Source organism: Corynebacterium mustelae (genome assembly GCF_001020985.1).
Classification (GTDB): domain Bacteria; phylum Actinomycetota; class Actinomycetes; order Mycobacteriales; family Mycobacteriaceae; genus Corynebacterium; species Corynebacterium mustelae.
Map to the genome: position 1 here is coordinate 1,771,994 of NZ_CP011542.1, position 18,717 is coordinate 1,790,710.

Annotated in this window: 18 protein-coding genes; 7 read left to right on the forward strand and 11 right to left on the reverse strand. The window is 50.8% G+C overall.

Going from position 1 to position 18,717, the window contains the following annotated elements; genetic code table 11:
* Positions 1–822, reverse strand: a complete 822-nt coding sequence (locus CMUST_RS08085) for a DUF3097 domain-containing protein (RefSeq protein WP_047262092.1) — start codon at positions 820–822, stop codon at positions 1–3.
* A gap of 29 nt (positions 823–851) precedes the next feature.
* On the opposite strand from CMUST_RS08085, the gene CMUST_RS08090 reads away from it, so the two are divergent.
* Positions 852–1,565, forward strand: a complete 714-nt coding sequence (locus CMUST_RS08090; RefSeq protein ID WP_052844596.1) for a hypothetical protein — start codon at positions 852–854, stop codon at positions 1,563–1,565.
* On the opposite strand, the gene CMUST_RS08095 is transcribed toward CMUST_RS08090, so the two are convergent.
* The 3 genes from CMUST_RS08095 to CMUST_RS08105 all read right to left on the reverse strand — a co-directional run bounded on the left by CMUST_RS08095 (position 1,526) and on the right by CMUST_RS08105 (position 5,189).
* Positions 1,526–2,617, reverse strand: coding sequence for a ferrochelatase (locus CMUST_RS08095; protein ID WP_047262094.1), 1,092 nt, complete (start codon positions 2,615–2,617; stop codon positions 1,526–1,528). The two genes, CMUST_RS08090 and CMUST_RS08095, sit on opposite strands and share 40 nt — an antisense overlap.
* A gap of 70 nt (positions 2,618–2,687) precedes the next feature.
* Positions 2,688–4,379, reverse strand: coding sequence for a DIP1281 family NlpC/P60 protein (locus CMUST_RS08100; RefSeq protein WP_047262095.1), 1,692 nt, complete (start codon positions 4,377–4,379; stop codon positions 2,688–2,690).
* 327 nt (positions 4,380–4,706) lie between these two features.
* A complete protein-coding gene (locus CMUST_RS08105) occupies positions 4,707–5,189 on the reverse strand; it encodes an Rv1476 family membrane protein (RefSeq protein ID WP_052844597.1) in 483 nt (160 codons plus the stop codon).
* Between the two features lie 289 nt (positions 5,190–5,478).
* On the opposite strand from CMUST_RS08105, the gene acnA reads away from it, so the two are divergent.
* The 5 genes from acnA (at position 5,479) to CMUST_RS08130 (ending at position 11,377) form a co-directional block, all read left to right on the forward strand.
* Entirely contained in the window at positions 5,479–8,253 is a 2,775-nt protein-coding gene (acnA, locus tag CMUST_RS08110; RefSeq protein WP_047262096.1) for an aconitate hydratase AcnA, read from the forward strand.
* A gap of 97 nt (positions 8,254–8,350) precedes the next feature.
* Positions 8,351–8,929, forward strand: a complete 579-nt coding sequence (locus CMUST_RS08115; RefSeq protein WP_047262097.1) for a TetR/AcrR family transcriptional regulator — start codon at positions 8,351–8,353, stop codon at positions 8,927–8,929.
* Positions 8,930–8,941: 12 nt separating this feature from the next.
* Entirely contained in the window at positions 8,942–9,676 is a 735-nt protein-coding gene (locus tag CMUST_RS08120) for a glutamine amidotransferase-related protein (RefSeq protein WP_047262098.1), read from the forward strand.
* Positions 9,677–9,734: 58 nt separating this feature from the next.
* Positions 9,735–10,004 (forward strand): ACT domain-containing protein, encoded by a 270-nt coding sequence (locus CMUST_RS08125; protein WP_047262099.1) that lies wholly within the window; start codon positions 9,735–9,737, stop codon positions 10,002–10,004.
* Between the two features lie 8 nt (positions 10,005–10,012).
* Positions 10,013–11,377, forward strand: a complete 1,365-nt coding sequence (locus tag CMUST_RS08130) for a PFL family protein (protein WP_047262100.1) — start codon at positions 10,013–10,015, stop codon at positions 11,375–11,377.
* Here CMUST_RS08130 and CMUST_RS08135 read toward each other — a convergent pair whose 3' ends face one another.
* Both CMUST_RS08135 and CMUST_RS08140 read right to left on the reverse strand, forming a co-directional pair.
* Complete coding sequence (locus CMUST_RS08135) at positions 11,378–11,581, reverse strand: hypothetical protein (RefSeq protein WP_047262101.1); 204 nt, start codon at positions 11,579–11,581, stop codon at positions 11,378–11,380.
* 18 nt (positions 11,582–11,599) lie between these two features.
* Complete coding sequence (locus CMUST_RS08140) at positions 11,600–13,231, reverse strand: ABC-F family ATP-binding cassette domain-containing protein (protein WP_047262102.1); 1,632 nt, start codon at positions 13,229–13,231, stop codon at positions 11,600–11,602.
* Positions 13,232–13,411: 180 nt separating this feature from the next.
* On the opposite strand from CMUST_RS08140, the gene CMUST_RS08145 reads away from it, so the two are divergent.
* Positions 13,412–14,569, forward strand: a complete 1,158-nt coding sequence (locus CMUST_RS08145) for an HNH endonuclease signature motif containing protein (RefSeq protein WP_047262103.1) — start codon at positions 13,412–13,414, stop codon at positions 14,567–14,569.
* Positions 14,570–14,624: 55 nt separating this feature from the next.
* Here CMUST_RS08145 and CMUST_RS08150 read toward each other — a convergent pair whose 3' ends face one another.
* From CMUST_RS08150 to sufD, 5 genes are read right to left on the reverse strand one after another with little or no spacing between them, the layout of a single operon-like run.
* The gene (locus CMUST_RS08150; protein ID WP_047262104.1) at positions 14,625–14,999 is read right to left on the reverse strand and encodes a metal-sulfur cluster assembly factor; all 375 of its coding nucleotides are present in this window, start codon (positions 14,997–14,999) and stop codon (positions 14,625–14,627) included.
* Entirely contained in the window at positions 14,992–15,444 is a 453-nt protein-coding gene (gene sufU, locus CMUST_RS08155) for a Fe-S cluster assembly sulfur transfer protein SufU (RefSeq protein WP_047262105.1), read from the reverse strand. Before sufU ends, CMUST_RS08150 begins: the two co-directional genes overlap by 8 nt.
* Positions 15,441–16,733: a cysteine desulfurase gene (locus CMUST_RS08160; protein WP_047262106.1), complete on the reverse strand. Its 1,293-nt coding sequence runs from the start codon at positions 16,731–16,733 to the stop codon at positions 15,441–15,443. The genes sufU and CMUST_RS08160 overlap by 4 nt, the downstream gene beginning before the upstream one ends.
* A 30-nt stretch (positions 16,734–16,763) precedes the next feature.
* Positions 16,764–17,522 (reverse strand): Fe-S cluster assembly ATPase SufC, encoded by a 759-nt coding sequence (sufC, locus tag CMUST_RS08165; protein ID WP_047262107.1) that lies wholly within the window; start codon positions 17,520–17,522, stop codon positions 16,764–16,766.
* Between the two features lie 10 nt (positions 17,523–17,532).
* A complete protein-coding gene (gene sufD, locus CMUST_RS08170) occupies positions 17,533–18,717 on the reverse strand; it encodes a Fe-S cluster assembly protein SufD (protein WP_047262108.1) in 1,185 nt (394 codons plus the stop codon).

The following is an 18,717-nucleotide window of genomic DNA, read 5'->3' on the forward strand; positions in this document are numbered from 1 at the left end:
TTATAGCAAGTCTTCCTTTGCCAGTTCCGGAGTGGTGACAAAATCTACCAACCGTTCAACGGCACCGATGAGCGTTGAATCAATATCTTTATAGGTCTTCACCGCGTTGTAGACCCGGTTCCAGCCTTCCCGAGGATCTGACCAGCCCAATCGAGCGCAAACACCGGATTTCCAGTCCTCACCCCGAGGAATATCGGGCCATGCCCGAAGTCCTAGCCGTTCTGGCTTTACAGCCGCCCAAATATCGATATACGGATGACCGGTCACTAGGACATCAGGACCGACGTTTTGAGTCAACCGCGTTTCTTTGGAGCCTGCTACTAAATGATCTGCCAAGACACCAACTCGCCGCTGCGGGGTAGGCTGAAAATCCGCTAGCTGTCCCGGCAGGTTATCCAGGCCTTCCAGATATTCGACCACCACTCCTTCGACACGCAGGTCGTGACCCCATATTTTCTCCACTATCGCCGCATCGTGTACCCCCTCGACCCAAATACGTGACGGTGCGGCTACTTTAGCCTCGACATTAGCTACTCGGGTCGATCCAGAATTTGATCGTTGTGGCTGTTGTGGTGGAATGTATCGCGTCAGGCTGAGCCGTTTTCCATCGATTAAGAAAGCGCCAGGTCGTAATTTGAACAGCCGCTCTACCCCACGTCGATCCTGGAGTCGTACGAAGTCGCCGTCATAAGTCTTTTCGTAGTTAATAACCGCACCAACGAACCCGTCAGCAAGAACTTCAACAACGTCACCGGGTCGTGCAGCAACCGTTGGGTAACTTGGTTTCTCAGGCTTAGAAAATATGTCGCCGTAATCTCTCACGGTTGGCCAATCCTACTAGAATTTCGACTGTGATCGACTTTTACTCGCCGCTTCAAAACGCAACTATATGGTTGGGAGCGTGGCTTTATGGACATGAATCTTATGATGAACTTACCGAGACGCTTGCGCGGTTGAAGTTGTGCCCCCGTGATGCATCGCTTTTCGACGAATTAGCGCGCTTGCGAACCACCGCACAATTAGCTTCCGGTGTGCCCGCACTGTCCGTGTTCTTATCCGGCCCAGCACATCCATTGCCATCTGCCATGACTGAGCACCACGATGGCGAAGGGGTAATAATGCTTCCCGGCGAAAGTAGCTTCACGGTACTGTCACTTAGTGATAGTACCTGGGGCTGGAGCGAACATGTAGGGCATCCTCCAGCCGAAGTGTACTTATCCCCAGGCGATGCTGATACCCAGTTAAGGGAGGCGCTGCAGTCCGCTGCAGCTGCGATTGAATCCGAGTACTCGGCTCCACTACCGGTAGCAAATCCTAGGCTTCTTGTTGGAACGCTCACTGATTTTTACGAAACGCCCGGGTTACCTTCGAGTATTTCTGGCAGGTCAGCACAATTAATCGCTCGTGCGGATCGGGCGACCGCAATCGTCGAAGCCGTGACGCAGCGACTCGGTGAGCATAACTTCGATCACTATCTCCTGGAGCTGTCTCGACACATCCGGCAAGCACGAATGTCTGCGGTAAGTTACGCACTTGCTGAGTGGGGCCGTCGAACTGGCGGCTGACAACAATCAACCCGGCACGGAGCGCCATTATATGTGCATCCTTTACTTGGAACATTACCTGTATGACGGCTTGGCGTTAGTCCTAATGATTCTGGAATCAAATCCACAATCATTTCAGCAAATTCACTAGTATGGCCGACCGTGGCAGCCCTTATGATCATTAGACCAGAAGCTTGTGCAAGATCCTGCAGCTCATGATCAAGATCCCACACCACTTCCATATGGTCTGAGATGAAACCAATGGCCGCGACAACAATATTTCTAATTCCTTGTTTGTGCAAGGCTTCAGCATGGTCAAGGATATCTGGTTCTAGCCATGGAATGGAGCCATCTCCAGAAGCCGATTGCCATACGACATCAAAGTCGGTTACACCGAGTTCTTCGGCAATTAGACGTGCTGATTCCGATACCTGCCGCGAGTAGAGTGTTCCATCAGATTCCACACCAGACCGCTCATCCGCTACAAGTGGAATAGAGTGTGCTGTGAAGACTAATCTAATGTCTTCCTTATCAACCCCATGTTCAGCAAACCTCGCGTAAGCGTCTCGGATGGCATGCGCATTTGCCGAAATGAATTCGGGATGGTCAAAAAACTGGCGTAGCTTGATGAAATCAATGTCAACATCAGTGTGGTTTCCGATGTGCTCAACCATTTGGGCTATGTCTTCACTGTATTGGCGGCATCCGGAATACCCACCCCACGCCGAAGTCGCAAAAACAGCCACCTTACGATGTCCCGCATCGGCAATTTCTAAAGCAACATCGGTAGCAAATGGTTTCCAGTTTCGATTCCCAAAGTAAACCGGTATAGCTATTCCCCGTCGCTTAAGCACAGCCTCAACATTGGCGATTATTTCTCTATTGCAGTCGTTAAGTGGGCTATAGCCATCAAAATGGTGATAGTGAACGGCCACTTCGTCCAGCCTCGAATCTGGAATTCCCCGTCCCCTAGTCACATTTTCAAGAAATGGCCGAACATCTTCTGGCTTTTCGGGGCCACCGAAGCTCAAAACTAGTAATGCGTCTACGGGAAATGATGCGGCTGATTCCATAAATGTTAAGGCTATCAGGACAATGAGGTTTAGACGAGAAAAACCAGCCTGTTATAGAGGCTGGTTTTTCTTAAATCAGACGCACAGCGTGTGGACTCATTCCGGACCACCGGACTGGCGAGATTTTTACGGTTGAACCAGATTGTGGCGCTTCAAGCATCGTCCCATCGCCCAAATAGATAGCGACGTGATGTTCAGCGTTTGGACCGTAGAAAATCAAATCGCCTCGCTGGATTTCCTGTGGACTAATCTTGGTGCCCCGTTGGTACTGGTAACCGGTGTAATGCGGCAATGCGATTCCCACGCCAGCAAACGCGTAAAGCACCAGTCCCGAGCAGTCGAAACCGATCTTGTTATAGTCACCGTGTGAGTCGGCAACTCCACCATCCCGGATACCTCGGGTCGGCCCGTTAGCGTCACCGCCACCCCAAGCATACGGAGTGCCGATCTGTGAGCTCGCTCGTGCTATAACTGCCTCAATTTTTGCGGATCGATCTGCATTACCAAGCTGAGATGATGCCTGTTGCGAAACAGAATCCAGGTTTTCCAAGCTAACAAACAGCTCATCAACGAGATTTGTTGAAGTGCCATTATCGCCCGACGCATTTGGGTTTTGAATTGCGTTTAACGTACCAGGATCTTCTACGTTGGCGTGATCAGGTTGTGTAGCAGCGATTAAGGCAGCTGCGGCAGCTTGTGCCGCATCATTTGCGTTTTGGTTGGTTTGAGCGGCGGCTTGAGCGTTGTCGCTTTCAGTGATCAATACCGTTTCGGCAGCCTGGGCTTCTTCTGAAGCCATCCGTGCTTGTTCCTCGGCCGCCAGGCGTCGCTGCGCCGCAGCTTCTCGCTCAGACTCCTCTTGAGCTGCCGCTTCTGCCTCAGCAGCCTTAACCGCCTCTGCCTCGGCTGCGGCTTGTGCAGCGGCTTTTTCAGCCGCCTGAGCCTCCGCAGCTTTGCGCGCTTCTTCGGCTTTAGCTGCTTCTGCTTCGGCAGCCTTACGAGCATCTTCAGCAGCTTGATATTCTTCAAACTCCTTGCGTTGCCCTTCTAGCGTTGCAGCTGTTCCGCGAGCTTGATTGAGTCGACTTTGAGCAGTATCCCGTTCAGAAATCAATGCTGAATGTTCTGCCTGCCGACGATTCAACTCGGCAGAGTTGGCCTCGATTGCGTTTTGTGCAGCAGTTTGCGCTTGGTTTGCTTCTTCTTCGCGTTTTTCTGCAATGTTTCGTGCCTCGCGCAACATCGACTCTTCATTTGCCTGCTGAGTGCGGAGACGATCCAGTTCTTCGATTATTTTGCGTTGTTTAGCGGCATTGGTGCGCAGATAAGTCTGGCGATCTAACGAGTCTTCTGATGTTTCTTTTCCCGAAACACCATCTACCACCGTGGTGGAACCACGACGATAGGTGGTGCGGGAAATCTCATCAAGGGTTTGTTGTGCCTCAACAATAGACTGTTGAGTAACATCCAACTTACCGCGGGCGGTAGTAACGCCCTGTCGAGCTTGCTCGGCGTTGGTTTGGGCATCGTGTAGATCCACTAATGCCTTATTGACAGCTTCCCGTAAACCACCCATTCGCATCTCTAATTCTGCGATTTCTGCGTCAGATTGAGAGATGGTGGAGATTAGGGATGCCACATTGGTTTCAGCTGTTGCCACTTCACCGTTAGCCTGTGCTATCTCACTATCGCTTGGATTGATAGGTTGAGCAAGCACTGGGGCCGACGTGGCGACGCATGCAAGCGCACACGCTACTGCCATAGCACGGCGGAATCTAATCACAAATGCTCCTGAATGTACCTCGGAATACCCGCAACGTGCTTCCCCACATGTTCGAGTATCAGTCAAGTTTCAAGCATCGACCCTCGAGTCGATAATAAAACCATAGTGCACTCCCACCCCTTTTTGCACTATGAAATAACTATTTACCTCTAATTAACGTAAATAACACAAGTAACATAATCCCCAGTGACCTCGCCATTATCGGCACATTAAACATGATAGTGATCTTTATCACAAAAATAAGAAGTTCGGCGTGTCACGTCGAATTGTGGCCACATCATACGATTTTAGAAATTAAGTCAACACTTAAGGCTTGACCTTAACCGTTATCGCGAGGACTCCCACCAGAAACAAAACGAGCAAAAAAACCAAAAAAGATGTCGATGGAGCAGCTTGAGTAGCAAGGTCGTCAAAAAACAACCTCAATCCTGCATTTAAGTCAACCCCCGAAAAAAGGCTCGCCTCGGCAGCTTCTAACTCTGCTCGACTGAACTGGTGAGCCACGGCAGCGCCACCACCCGGTGATTGAACAATAACAAGGCTCAGATCTGATCCATCTAATAACGCTTGGGCGATGTCACGATGGTCTGCGGGTTGCCTTAAAGCATCAGACAGAACAACAATTCCCGTATCGCGAACACCAATAGATTCGGCATAACTAATCGCCGAAGTCATTTCACTGTGAAGCACTGGGTTAGCTTCCGTCAACCCAACACCATCTTCGGCTAACTGAGCACTTAAATCCGCAATATCAACGTTCTCTGGAACCATGTTGCCTTCCTCCACCATGTCTGCAACCCCCTTTAAGTGGGTAACAGATACAACAGTCAATACTAAACACAATCAACATATCTCAAGATGCACTCGTCAAAAATGACACCATAATTGCAGCTACGACATCGATTGCCTATGAAAAGCATTCTGCGCACATTTAAAAAGCCGCCCAAAAATTAACCAACAGAACGCCCGTACTGTTAAAATGAGCGCCAGGCGACGGATGCTAATAGCTTCCGTCCGCAACTTCACCCAGTTGTGGCGTAGAAGCAACAACTTAAATATTAAGGAATCGGAGCTCAACGTGACTGAAAGCAAGAACTCCTTCAACGCTAAAAGCACCCTGCAGGTAGGCGATAAGTCATACGACTATTTCGCACTTAATGCAGTGCCTGGCATGGAGAAACTGCCATACTCTCTAAAGGTTCTTGGCGAGAACCTGCTTCGCACCGAAGATGGTGCAAACATCACCGCTGAACACATTGAAGCAATTGCAAACTGGGATCCAACTGCGGAGCCAAGCATTGAAATTCAGTTCACCCCAGCCCGGGTGCTAATGCAGGACTTCACTGGCGTACCATGTGTTGTTGACCTAGCGACCATGCGTGAAGCAGTTAAAACCCTTGGCGGCGATCCAGATAAGGTCAACCCGCTCAATCCGGCCGAGATGGTCATTGACCACTCAGTTATCGTTGAAGCCTTCGGTAATCCTGATGCGTTGAAGCAAAACGTCGATATTGAATACGAGCGCAATGAAGAGCGTTACCAGTTCTTGCGTTGGGGTGCAGAAAACTTCTCCAACTTCCGGGTTGTTCCTCCTGGAACTGGCATTGTGCACCAGGTAAACATCGAATATCTCGCTCGGGTTGTCTTTGACAATAATGGCCTGGCCTATCCAGACACATGTATTGGTACTGACTCCCACACCACCATGGAAAACGGCCTCGGCATTCTTGGCTGGGGTGTTGGCGGCATTGAGGCGGAAGCAGCGATGCTCGGCCAGCCGGTATCTATGCTGATTCCGAAGGTTGTCGGCTTTAAGCTAACCGGTGAAATCCCAACCGGTGTTACCGCAACCGATGTGGTTTTGACCATTACCGAAATGCTGCGAGATCACGGCGTGGTTCAGAAATTCGTCGAGTTCTACGGCAATGGCGTTAAATCTATTCCGCTGGCCAACCGCGCGACCATCGGTAATATGTCACCGGAGTTCGGCTCCACCTGTGCCATCTTCCCAATCGACGAGGAAACTACCAAGTATCTGCACTTAACTGGTCGCCCGGAAGAGCAGATCGCGCTAGTAGAAGCTTACGCAAAGGCTCAAGGCATGTGGTTGGAATACGATGCGCCTGAACCAGAGTACTCCGAGTACCTAGAGTTAGATCTTTCTACGGTTGTTCCATCGCTTGCAGGTCCTAAGCGACCACAGGATCGTATTCTACAGTCGGAGGCAAAAGAGCAATTCCGTAAGGATCTGCCAAATTACACCGCAGACACCGAGACCGTGGCACCAGTTAAATTGGCTGGCGAGTATGCACCGAACTTCAATTCTTCCCAAGCCGGACACGGAGAGTCAGCTGCTAAAGACGCAGAAGGTCGCCCATCACGTCCAGTAGTCGTTGAATCGCCAAACGGTGGCGAGTACACCCTCGACCACGGCATGGTAGCCATTGCTTCGATTACTTCTTGTACGAATACCTCTAACCCTTCGGTTATGGTTGGCGCAGGCTTGATCGCACGTAAAGCCGCCGAAAAGGGCTTAAAGGCAAAGCCATGGGTCAAGACCATTTGCGCACCAGGTTCGCAGGTTGTCGATGGCTACTACCAGCGCGCAGACCTGTGGAAAGACCTTGAAGCACTTGGTTTCTACCTGGCAGGTTTCGGTTGCACCTCTTGTATCGGCAACTCCGGGCCACTTCCAGAAGAGGTTTCTGCAGCCATCAATGAGCACGATTTGACAGCCACTGCGGTTCTCTCCGGTAACCGTAACTTCGAAGGGCGTATCTCGCCAGATGTCAAGATGAACTATTTGGCATCTCCAATCATGGTGATCGCTTATGCTATCGCTGGAACCATGGACTTCGATTTTGAAACTCAGCCGCTTGGCACGGACCAGGATGGAAACGACGTCTTCTTGAAAGACATTTGGCCATCCACCCAGGAAATTGAGGACACCATCGCAGAATGCATCACTCGTGAGCTCTATGAGGCTGACTATGCAGATGTATTCAAGGGTGACGCCCAATGGCAGGCGCTTGAAATTCCAACCGGAAAGACCTTCGACTGGGACGAATCTTCCACGTACATCCGGAAGGCACCATATTTCGATGGCATGACTATGGATCCAGAACCAGTTTCTGACATCAAGGGTGCCCGGGTTCTGGCAAAACTGGGCGATTCGGTAACCACCGACCACATCTCCCCTGCTTCCTCCATCAAACCTGGGACTCCAGCGGCACAATATCTTGACGCTAATGGTGTGGCTCGGCAAGATTACAACTCGCTCGGTTCCCGTCGCGGTAACCACGAAGTAATGATGCGCGGCACGTTTGCCAATATTCGGTTGCAAAACCAGCTTGTCGACGTTACCGGTGGTTACACCCGCGATTTCACTCAGGAAGGTGCGCCACAGGCATTCATCTTCGATGCTTGCGAAAACTACAAGGCAGCCGGAATTCCACTGGTTGTCCTAGGCGGCAAAGAGTACGGAACTGGTTCTTCCCGCGACTGGGCTGCTAAGGGAACCAACCTGCTTGGAGTTAAAGCGGTAATCACCGAATCCTTCGAGCGTATTCACCGGTCAAACTTGATCGGCATGGGCGTTATCCCACTACAGTTCCCTGCCGGTGAATCCCATGAGTCGCTTGGTCTTGATGGTACTGAGGTATTCGATATCACTGGAATTGAAGAACTCAATAACGGTGTTACACCTAAGACCGTTCACGTGACCGCCACGAAAGAATCGGGCGAAGTTGTCGAATTTGACGCGATCGTCCGTATCGACACACCAGGTGAGGCCGATTACTACCGTAACGGTGGTATTTTGCAGTACGTTCTGCGAAATATGGCAAAGAGCTAATCTTTAGCCCGCAAGGTATGGGGCTGCACCTAATTCTACAGGGCAGCCCCATCGCCATTACCGCGTATCAATGCAGTAAAAGGAGCCGTTTCGGAAAATGCCAGTTGTCAGCACAACGGAGCTAGTCCAGCGTCGCCAAGAAATTTTAGATGGCGCTCGCCGCTGTTTTGCCGAACACGGATTTGACGGAGCAACCGTTAGACGTTTGGAAGAAGCAACTGGTAAATCCAGGGGCGCAATCTTCCACCACTTTGGAGACAAAGAAAATCTTTTCCTCGCTTTAGCTCGCGAGGATGCCGCCCGTATGGCAGAGGTCGTCGCAGACAACGGATTGGTCGAAGTGATGCGCGACATGCTTTCCAGACCCGAACGCTACGATTGGTTGGCCACCCGCTTGGAGATAACCAAGATGCTTCGTACCGACCCGTCATTTCGTACGCGCTGGCATGAACACCAAAAAGTTCTCGACGATGCCGTACGCGCCCGCCTTAAAGCAAATGCATCCAGGGGAGAAATGCGCGATGATGTCGACATATCAGTCATTCATACCTATTTGGAGACTATGCTTGACGGCTTTATTACCCGCCTAGCTTCGGGTGCTGAAACAAAAGACCTCGAAGAAGTACTACATATCGTAGAATCCAGTGTGCGAAATCTCTCACAATCCCAATCGTAGAAGCTAATAAATATGAATCAATTCCTCTTCGTCACTCTCCGAGAAGGCACAACTGGACGCGCTATTTCCGAATCTGAATTAGGCGACATCATCCGCACAACTGGTATCGCTCCAGCGGAAATCAAACACATCAATATTGATTCCGTTAAAGTGCACATCCCCAACCCTCGAGACTATGTAGGTGTCATCGTTGGGGGCAGCGCACTTAACGTCACCAATGAGACATACGACGAGTATCAACAACACGTCCATACGCAATTACAAAAGCTTATCGACGCTGGTACCCCTACCCTACTGATATGTTTCGGACTTGGTTGGCTGGCATCCGCGACCGGTGGCTCAGTAGATCTATCTCACCCGGAAGAGACTGGTGGCTCCACAATCGCATTGGAAAAAGCAGCAGCCAACGACCCATTATGCATTGGCCTGCCGAAAGTTTTCCATGGACTTTCTGGGCATAAAGAATCAGTTGCCGCAGTTGGCCCAGAGATCACGGTTCTAGCCTCGGGGCCCAGCTGCCCGTTCCAGCTCATTAGGTACCGCGACCACGTATGGGCTTCCCAGTTTCACGGCGAGATGGATGCCGAAGCAATGGAAGTCCGGATGAAATTCTTTATGAATTCTGGATATTTTTCGCCAGAAGATTACGAAAAAATAGTCGCTAGCCTGCGATATATCGACACCAATGCCGCCCACCAGCTGGTACGCAATTTCTACCAGCATTGTCGGCGTTTGGCAACGTCGTAGCGTCGACAAGCACTAACCAATTGCTGAAAAACGTACTATGGCGCGTACCATGTAACTCATGTTTGCCATCATGACCGTGACCGGCATTGACCACACCGGCATTATTGCTGCGGTATCAACCGCCTGTGCGGAACTCAATGTCAATATTCATAACGTCTCTCAAACCCTCATGGGTGACTATTTCACCATGATTCTTCATGTTGCATTCGACGAAAATGACGTCGATATTGCTAGCATCCAGGAAAGAATGTCCACCGTTGAACAGCAAGAGAAGCTAGTTATCAGAATCCAATCTCAGGCCATCTTTGACGCAATGAACATCATCTAAGAGACATCATGGTTTTTCATCACTCCTTCGCCAACATCATCGAAACGATCGAAATGATCGAAAAATACCGGCTGGACATCCGCACGGTAACGATGGGAATTTCCCTCTTAGACTGCGTTCGCAGCACTATGGAAGAAACCTGCAATGCCGTGACTACAAAAATCTCCACTCAGGCGCGCTCGCTGGTTGAAGTCTGTGAGGAAATAGAACGTGAACTTGGCATTCCGATCGTTAACAAACGTATCTCGGTTACTCCGATCTCCTTGATCGCCCAATCCGTCCCTGGCTCCCCTGTGGCTTTGGCCCACGCTCTTAATCGCGCAGCATCCAATGTTGGTGTTAACTTCATCGGAGGCTATTCCGCCATCGTAGAGAAAGGAATGACTGCAGGAGATCGCCGACTGATTGAATCCATTCCGGAAGCTCTAAGCAACACAGATGTCGTTTGTTCTTCTGTCAACATCGGATCCTCTCGCGCTGGAATCAACATGGATGCAGTGCGCACAATGGGGCAGGTGATTAAGAAAGCAGCAGAACTAACCAAGGACAATTCTGCCATAGCATGCGCCAAACTCGTGGTCTTCGCGAACGCTGTTGGCGACAATCCATTCATGGCAGGCGCATTCCACGGCATTGAAGAACCAGACTGCGTAGTTTCCGTCGGAGTCTCTGGCCCTGGAGTAGTCAATAGAGCGCTTGGTGACCTCGACGGTGCCAGCCTTGATGATGTCGCCGAAGCCATTAAAAAGGCAGCATTCAAAATTACCCGCGCCGGACAACTTGTCGGAACGATGGCTTCAGAGCGGCTCGGCGTGCCATTTGGCATAGTTGACTTGTCACTGGCACCGACCGCAGAATTAGGCGACTCCGTTGCGCACATCATGGAACACATGGGCCTTACGCAGGTAGGCACCCACGGTACCACTGCCGCACTCGCACTGCTTAACGACGCCATAAAGAAAGGCGGCATGATGGCATGTTCCCGAGTCGGTGGGCTATCTGGTTCCTTTATTCCTGTCTCTGAAGATAAAGGCATGATCGACGCAGTACGCGCCGGAAACATCACCATTGACAAACTAGAGGCTATGACCGCCATCTGTTCAGTTGGGCTCGATATGGTGGCAATCCCTGGCGATACCAGCGCAGAACTCATCGCGGGAATGATCGCCGACGAGGCCGCAATCGGCGTCATGAACCACAAGACCACGGCGGTTAGAGTAATCCCGGTTCCAGGTACGAAACCTGGTGACGAAGTCAATTTCGGTGGACTACTGGGATATGCACCCGTGATTCCGGTTTCCAAAGTGGATAATTCCGGATTCATCAACCGCGGCGGTTTTATCCCCGCACCAGTTCACGGTTTCCGAAACTAGTTACTCCCCCTCCGAGAAATCCTCGGAGGGATTTCTTCCGGCAACTAGAAACGCAATCGGACCGACGACATCAATAAGCGTGATCCAAAACCACTTCCATTTGGATCCCCTAATGCGATTTTCGGGAAGATGGTACAGGAAATGCCATGCTGCCAGCTTCGCTACAATGTCAACAGCAACAACGCTGATCAAAAACTTCTTCATAGCCTTTTAGCTTAATGGCTATGCCAGCTCTACCAATTCCAAATACTCATCATTCCACAGATCTTCATCCCCATCAGGCAAAACGATGACCCGCTCGGGCTGCAGAGCTTTAACCGCACCTGGATCGTGCGTAACCAAAACCACCGCACCTGAATATGTTCGTAACGCGTCTAAAACTTGTTCCCGCGAAACCGGATCTAGGTTGTTAGTTGGCTCATCCAGCAACAGAACATTCGCTCGTGAGCTGACCAAAGACGCTAAAGCCAATCGCGTCTTTTCACCTCCAGAAAGGGTTCCTGCAGGTTGATCTAATTGCTCACCAGAGAACATGAACGCCCCCAGCAACCCCCGTAAATCCTGCTCTCCCGCCTCCGGGCAAGCCAAAATAGTGTTCTCCCACACCGATTTGTCCGGATCAATCGTGTCATGTTCCTGCGCAAAATATCCAATTTTAAGACCGTGACCGCTAACGATTCCGCCTTCACCGTCTGTCCGCTCCACACCCGCGAGTAATTTCAGTAACGTGGTTTTACCAGCACCGTTGTAACCCAAAACAACGACACGTGACCCTTTATCAATCGCCAAATCAACACCCGCAAAAACTTCAAGCGAGCCATACATTTTGGTTAACCCTGTCGCATTCAAAGGGGTTTTACCGCACGCTTGCGGCTCCGGGAATTTGATGTGTGCTATTCGATCTGCCACCCGGACGTCGTCAAGCGAGTTCATCATTTTCTCCGCGCGAGCCAGCATCTGTTTAGCAGCCGCGGCTTTGGTTGCCTTCGCACCCAACCGGGCAGCCTGATCTTTCAACGCAGCCGCCTTCTTCTCCGCATTTGCTCGTTCACGTCTCCGACGAGCCTCATCAGTCGCACGGGCATCTAGGTACTTTTTAAAGCCCATGTTATAGACATCAGCTTCAGCCCGAACTGCATCCAAAAACCAAATTTTATTACACACTGCTTCAAGCAAATCCACATCGTGACTGATCATGATCAGCCCACCCTCATGTTTTGACAGAAACTCCCGCAACCAGGAAATGGAATCCGCATCAAGATGGTTCGTGGGTTCGTCGAGCAACAACGTGGTTTGCGATTTTCCTGAACCCGCAGATGCCGCAAAAAGAATTTGCGCCAACTCGACGCGACGGCGCTGTCCACCAGAAAGCGTTTTCAGTTTCTGATCCAGCACCCGCTCCGGAAGCCCCAAGCTATCACAAATCTGCGCACACTCAGCATTAGCTTCATAGCCGCCCAGAGAATGATAACGCTCCTCAAGACGTGCATATTTTTTGATAGCCTGATCCCGCTTCCTGTCGTCAACGGTAGTCTCCATAATTTCCTGTTGACGATCCATATTCCGCATAATCGCATCTAAACCACGAGCCGATAAAACTCGATCTCGTGCTGTTTGCTCAACATTGCCCTCCCGGGAATCCTGCGGCAAATATCCGATCTCGCCTGATGACGTAACCGACCCGCCATAGGGTTGAGTCTCCCCTGCTAAAACACGCATAGTCGTGGTTTTTCCCGCGCCATTGCGGCCAACCAATCCAATGCGATCACCTGGCTGCACCCGCAGCTGCTGACCAGGCGCCTGCAACAATGTACGCGCACCAACCCGAACCTCAAAGTCATTCGTCACAATCACAAGCGGAAATCCTATCATCTAACAGGAAAGGGAAATAAAATACCGACAACCGTAATCTGTGTCAAGAAAAAAACCAACAAAGTTGCAAAATGTGGATAAACCACTCCCCTCCGAGAGAATTCCACAAGCCCAAACTACCCGAGGTTGCAACACCGAAAAAATCAGATTTAAGCTGGAAATATGAACTCGGTGCAACAGATACTCGAAAGGCGAGTGAGGGAAGAAGCTACGCTCCTTCTCCACGTTGCACTACAAAACCTATCGGAGACTGACCTAATCCGCTGGGGCAAAATTACCCCAACTCATGCACGACGACTCATCTGGATAACCACAATCCTCGGAATCGAAACACTCCGAGAAGCCGTAACACATTACACAAGTTTTGATGAGTTAGACATCATTGCCTCAGGGATAAACAAACTGCGCGCACCAAACGTCGACAAGCAAAAACTGGCTAAAGAACTCATCGCCCACGCAACAACCACAAAACCCTTAGAACTTAAAAAACACGTGACGGCAACAATCGCCACACTTAACGACGGATATTCGCGTCCTCACAAACCCAGACTAGCCTTTAATCGTACACCAGACCCCAACAACCTCTGCTATCTCCAAGGCGCGGGTCCCGCCGAACTCATCGCAGCAATTGAAGCCGAACTAGTAACGACAGCACAGCACATCAGAAAAACCAACCACGGCCGAAACATGAAGCCCTCTGAGGCTATGTTCTACGCCCTGTACGACAAAGTATGCGGAAGCAGCACAACCAACTCCACCTTGGACCCACACCTGCCTTACCGCGATTGCTACATCCTACCGCTTGACCCCAGCTACCGTTACTATCAAGACGGAAAAGTAGCTACCACCACCGGAGCTCTGGTCGATATAAAACAACTTGTCAACCGAGAACTCCAGCCATACGGTTATGCAGTCGCATACTGCATAACCGAACGCGGCGATTACCAACACGTAGCCACATACGCCACCCAACGGTTCTTCAACCAACACCAACGCTTCATAGGAACCCTAGAACACCCGCTATGCGCACACCCCGATTGCGACAAACCCGCAAAAACCTGCCAAGGCCACCACATACAAGCGGTTTCCCAAGGCGGACCCACAACTCAAGAAAATTACGCACCACTATGCGCCACCCACAACGGACGCAACGACGACAACCCGAGTAACCCCCTAAACGGCAGAATAGAAACAGACCCAACAACAGGCATCCCCGGATACCGCCGCAGCCCAACAAGTCCACTGGAATTTAACAGAAGCCCAGTCGCGCTCAAAGGAATAAGACGCTGGCTCGCATACCTTAGAGCCGAAGTCTACTGACCCACTTTCAAAGGAAAAGGCCACATCCGTCAGGACGTGGCCGAATTCCGCGCGCCTACACGCTAAATCCCATAGCGCGCAGCTGTTCGCGGCCTTCCTCCGTAATCATTTGCGCCCCCCAAGGCGGAGACCACACCCAATGCAACTCGACAGAATCTACGATTCCGGAGCTACCGACAGCCATTTGTACCTGTTCCTCCAAGACATCGGTTAACGGACAAGCAGGACTGGTCAACGTCATGTCCACATGAGCAGTGGTGCCGTCTTCAATCCGAATATCATAAACCAGACCAAGGTCAACAACATTGATACCCAACTCCGGATCTATGACGTCACGCATGTATTCCTCGATGTCATAGATTTTCGCAAGATCCTCCGGGCTTTGTTCCCGCTTCTCCTCCGAGAATTCTTGGTTTAGTTCTTCATTCATTATTTTTCTCCATTGCTTCTGATAGTGCTGCTTCGAATGCTTTCCAGCCGAGAAGTGCGCATTTTACTCGTGCCGGATATTTAGAAACCCCTCCGAAAGCGATTCCATCGCCGATAATTTCGTCGTCTCCCGCGTATTGCCCGCGGGAAGTTATCATTTTTTCGAATTCTTCAAGTTTAGATAGGGCCTCTGATACTGACTTTCCTATGATTTCTTCCGCCATAACCGAGGTTGATGCTTGTGAAATCGAACAGCCTTCTGCGTGATAGGAAACATCGGTAATTTCGGCGGAGTCATCGGTTAGCTTCAACCTTAGTGTTAATTCATCGCCGCATGAAGGGTTAACGTGATGCACCTCGGAGTCAAAAGGATCCCTTAAGCCAGCGTGGCTGGGGTTCTTGTAGTGATCAAGTATCACTTCCTGATACATAGATTCAAGGTTCACTTGTTGCCTGCTTCCTCAGTTTTGCCTGTTACTCCAAAGAAATCCTTTGCTGCGAGAATTGCTTCGATTAGTGCATCGATTTCCTGGGTAGTGTTGTAAACGTAAAACGAGGCTCGAGCCGTCGATTGCGCTCCCAAACTCCGGTGGACTGGCCACGCACAGTGATGTCCGACTCTGATGCAAATCCCCTGATCGTCCAAAACTTGGCCCAGATCATGCGGGTGGATTCCTTCAACAGTGAAACTAATTGCGCTACCACGTTTTTCGGCTGTTGTCGGACCGATAATGTGAACATCTGGTATTGCTGATAGCTTTTTCAATGCATATTTGGTTAGCTGTTTTTCATGTCGAGCCACATTTTCCATACCAATTTCCCGGAGGAAATCAACGGCTGCGCCGAGAGCCACAACTTGGCTGGTCATTTGGGTGCCAGCTTCAAAACGCTGCGGTGGGCTCGCGAACGTTGTGTTTTCCATTGTTACTACTTCGATCATTGATCCACCGGTGAGAAAAGGTGGAAGAATGTTAAGCAACTCTGTTTTCCCATACAGTACGCCAACCCCGGAGGGGCCGCACATTTTGTGACCAGAAAATGCCGCAAAATCGACATCTAGTTCATGGAAGTTTATTGGCATGTGTGGGACCGATTGACAAGCATCAAGCACGGTGACTGCACCTACTTTTTTAGCTTCAGCCACGAGCTTTTCGACGTCAGACACTGCGCCAGTTACGTTCGACTGATGGGTAAACGCCACAACTTTTACAGATTCGTCAATCGTAAGCGAGGATAAGTCGATTCGACCGTCGCTGGTGGCTTTGAACCATTTGAGTGTCGCACCCGTTCGTTGACATAGTTCTTGCCAGGGAACCAAGTTCGCGTGGTGTTCAAGTTCGGTGACAACCACCGTGTCCCCCTCCGAGACGTGCAGGTGTTGAGCCCGCGGGTCTCCAAGGGTGAAAGCGACGAGGTTAAGTGCTTCAGTGGCATTTTTGGTAAAGACGATCTCTTTTGTCTTTGCACCTACGAATTCTGCGATTTTTTCTCGAGCGTGTTCGTATTGGTCGGTAGCTTCTTCGGCTATGGCGTAGGCACCTCTATGAACGGGCGCAAAGTTGTGTAGGACGAAGTTTTGTTCTGCATCCCATACGCTTTGTGGGCGCTGACTTGTTGCCCCTGAATCGAGATAGATCAGTGGTTTGCCATCCCTAACCGTTCTGCTCAAGATGGGGAATTGTTCACGGATAGCGGTGGTGTTCAATTCACCATCGTTGAGGAGATACTTGGACATCTGTCTGCGGGTCCTTATTTTCTCGGAGGGTTACGCAAGAAACTTGTCGTAACCGTGTGCTTCTAGTTCGTCGGCAAGCTCTGGCCCGCCGGAGGTGATGATCTTACCGTTTGCGAATACATGCACGTAGTCTGGCTTCACGTAATTGAGAATTCGCTTGTAGTGGGTGATCATTAAAATGCCGCCGTTGGTTTCTTCTTGGTAACGGTTGATTCCTTCGGAGACGATTCGTAGCGCGTCTACGTCGAGGCCGGAGTCGGTCTCGTCCATTACTGCAAATTTTGGTTTGAGTAGGTCAAGCTGTAGAACTTCGTGGCGTTTCTTTTCTCCGCCGGAAAAGCCTTCGTTTACTGAGCGCTCCGCGAAAGCTTTATCGATGTTCAGCTTATCCTGGGCTTCTTTTACTTCTTTTATCCAGGTACGAAGTTTTGGTGCTTCACCTCGGATCGCAGTGGCTGCGGTGCGCAGGAAATTGGCCATTGAGACGCCGGGGATTTCTGTTGGGTATTGCATGGCCAGGAAGAGTCCTGCGCGAGCACGTTCGTCAACTTCCAGTTCGAGGATATTGGTGCCGTCGAGAAGCACTTCTCCTTCAGTGATTTCGTAGCGGGGGTGTCCGGCAAGGGTGTAGGTAAGTGTGGACTTTCCGGAGCCGTTGGGGCCCATGATTGCGTGGGTTTCACCGGAGTTAATGGTGAGGTTAACCCCTTTGAGGATTGGTTTTGGTTCGGCGTTTTCGTCGGCGGGGATAACTTGTGCGTGGAGATTTTTGATTTCTAGTGAGCTCATGGACGTTCCTTTAATTGTTTTTACGAGTGGTGAGGGTTTCGAGTTCTGCCGCTACGCGGTTTTCGAGTTCGTCGCGGATATTTGCTACGGGGATACGCCCGATGACTTCAGAGAAGAAGCCACGAACGATAAGTCGGCGGGCTTCTTCAGGTGGAATTCCTCGCGAACGAAGATAGAATTCTTGCTCGTCGTCGAATCGTCCAACTGTTGCTGCATGGCCTGCGCCTGCGATTTCGCCTGTTTCGATTTCCAGGTTGGGGACGGCGTCTGCGCGAGCACCTTCAGTGAGAACCAGGTTTCGGTTTGCTTCGTAGGTATCGGTTCCTTGGGCATTTGATCGAATGAGTACATCTCCTACCCAGGCTGTTCGGGCTTCTGGTTTGTCAGATTGTGGGTCCGCTTGGAGGGCTCCTTTGTAGAGGACATTGGAGCGGCAGTTGGGCACTGCGTGATCAACGAGGAGTCGTTGTTCGAAGAATTGCCCGTCGTCGGCAAAATAGACACCGAGCATTTCGGCGTCGCCTCCGGGGGCTGTGAATTTGACGCGTGGGACTATTCGAACTACGTCACCTCCGAATACGGCGGTTGAATGGCGAAGAGTCGCATCTCTGCCGAGTATTGCGGTCTGCCCGGACAGATGAACAGCTTCATCATCCCACGACGCATCGACGATAACTGTAAGTTTTGAATTATCGCCTAGCACAAATTCGATGTTGTCAGCGTGGGTGCCAATCCCTTTGTAGCGAAGGTCCACCACCGCCTCGGCCCCTGTTTCGGTTTCGATGATGATGTGGGCGAATGAGGTGCCGTCCAGGCCAGCACCGAAGGTAGTGATTTCAACTGGTTCGGTGTTACTGGTGTTCGCTTTAAAGGTAACCAGGTGCGCGAAATCAGTGGATGTAAATGCTTGAGCACTGGTGCGGTCAACTGCTTGCCCTGCCCGGCCAACCCGTGGATCGTTTTTGTCAATGGTTTCTGTGGTTATGCCGACGGCATTTGTGGGTAGATCTATGCTAATGATCGGAGCTGTTGCGGGCGCAAACGTGCCATCGTGCAGCCCCCGGAGGCGACGTAGTGGCACGAATTGCCAGACTTCGTCCTTACCGTGTGGCACTTCGAAGTCGTTGACGTCGAAGGAGGTAAACAGGTCGCCTTTTGTGTTGTGGACCGTTGCGTTTTTGACTGTGGTTGACAT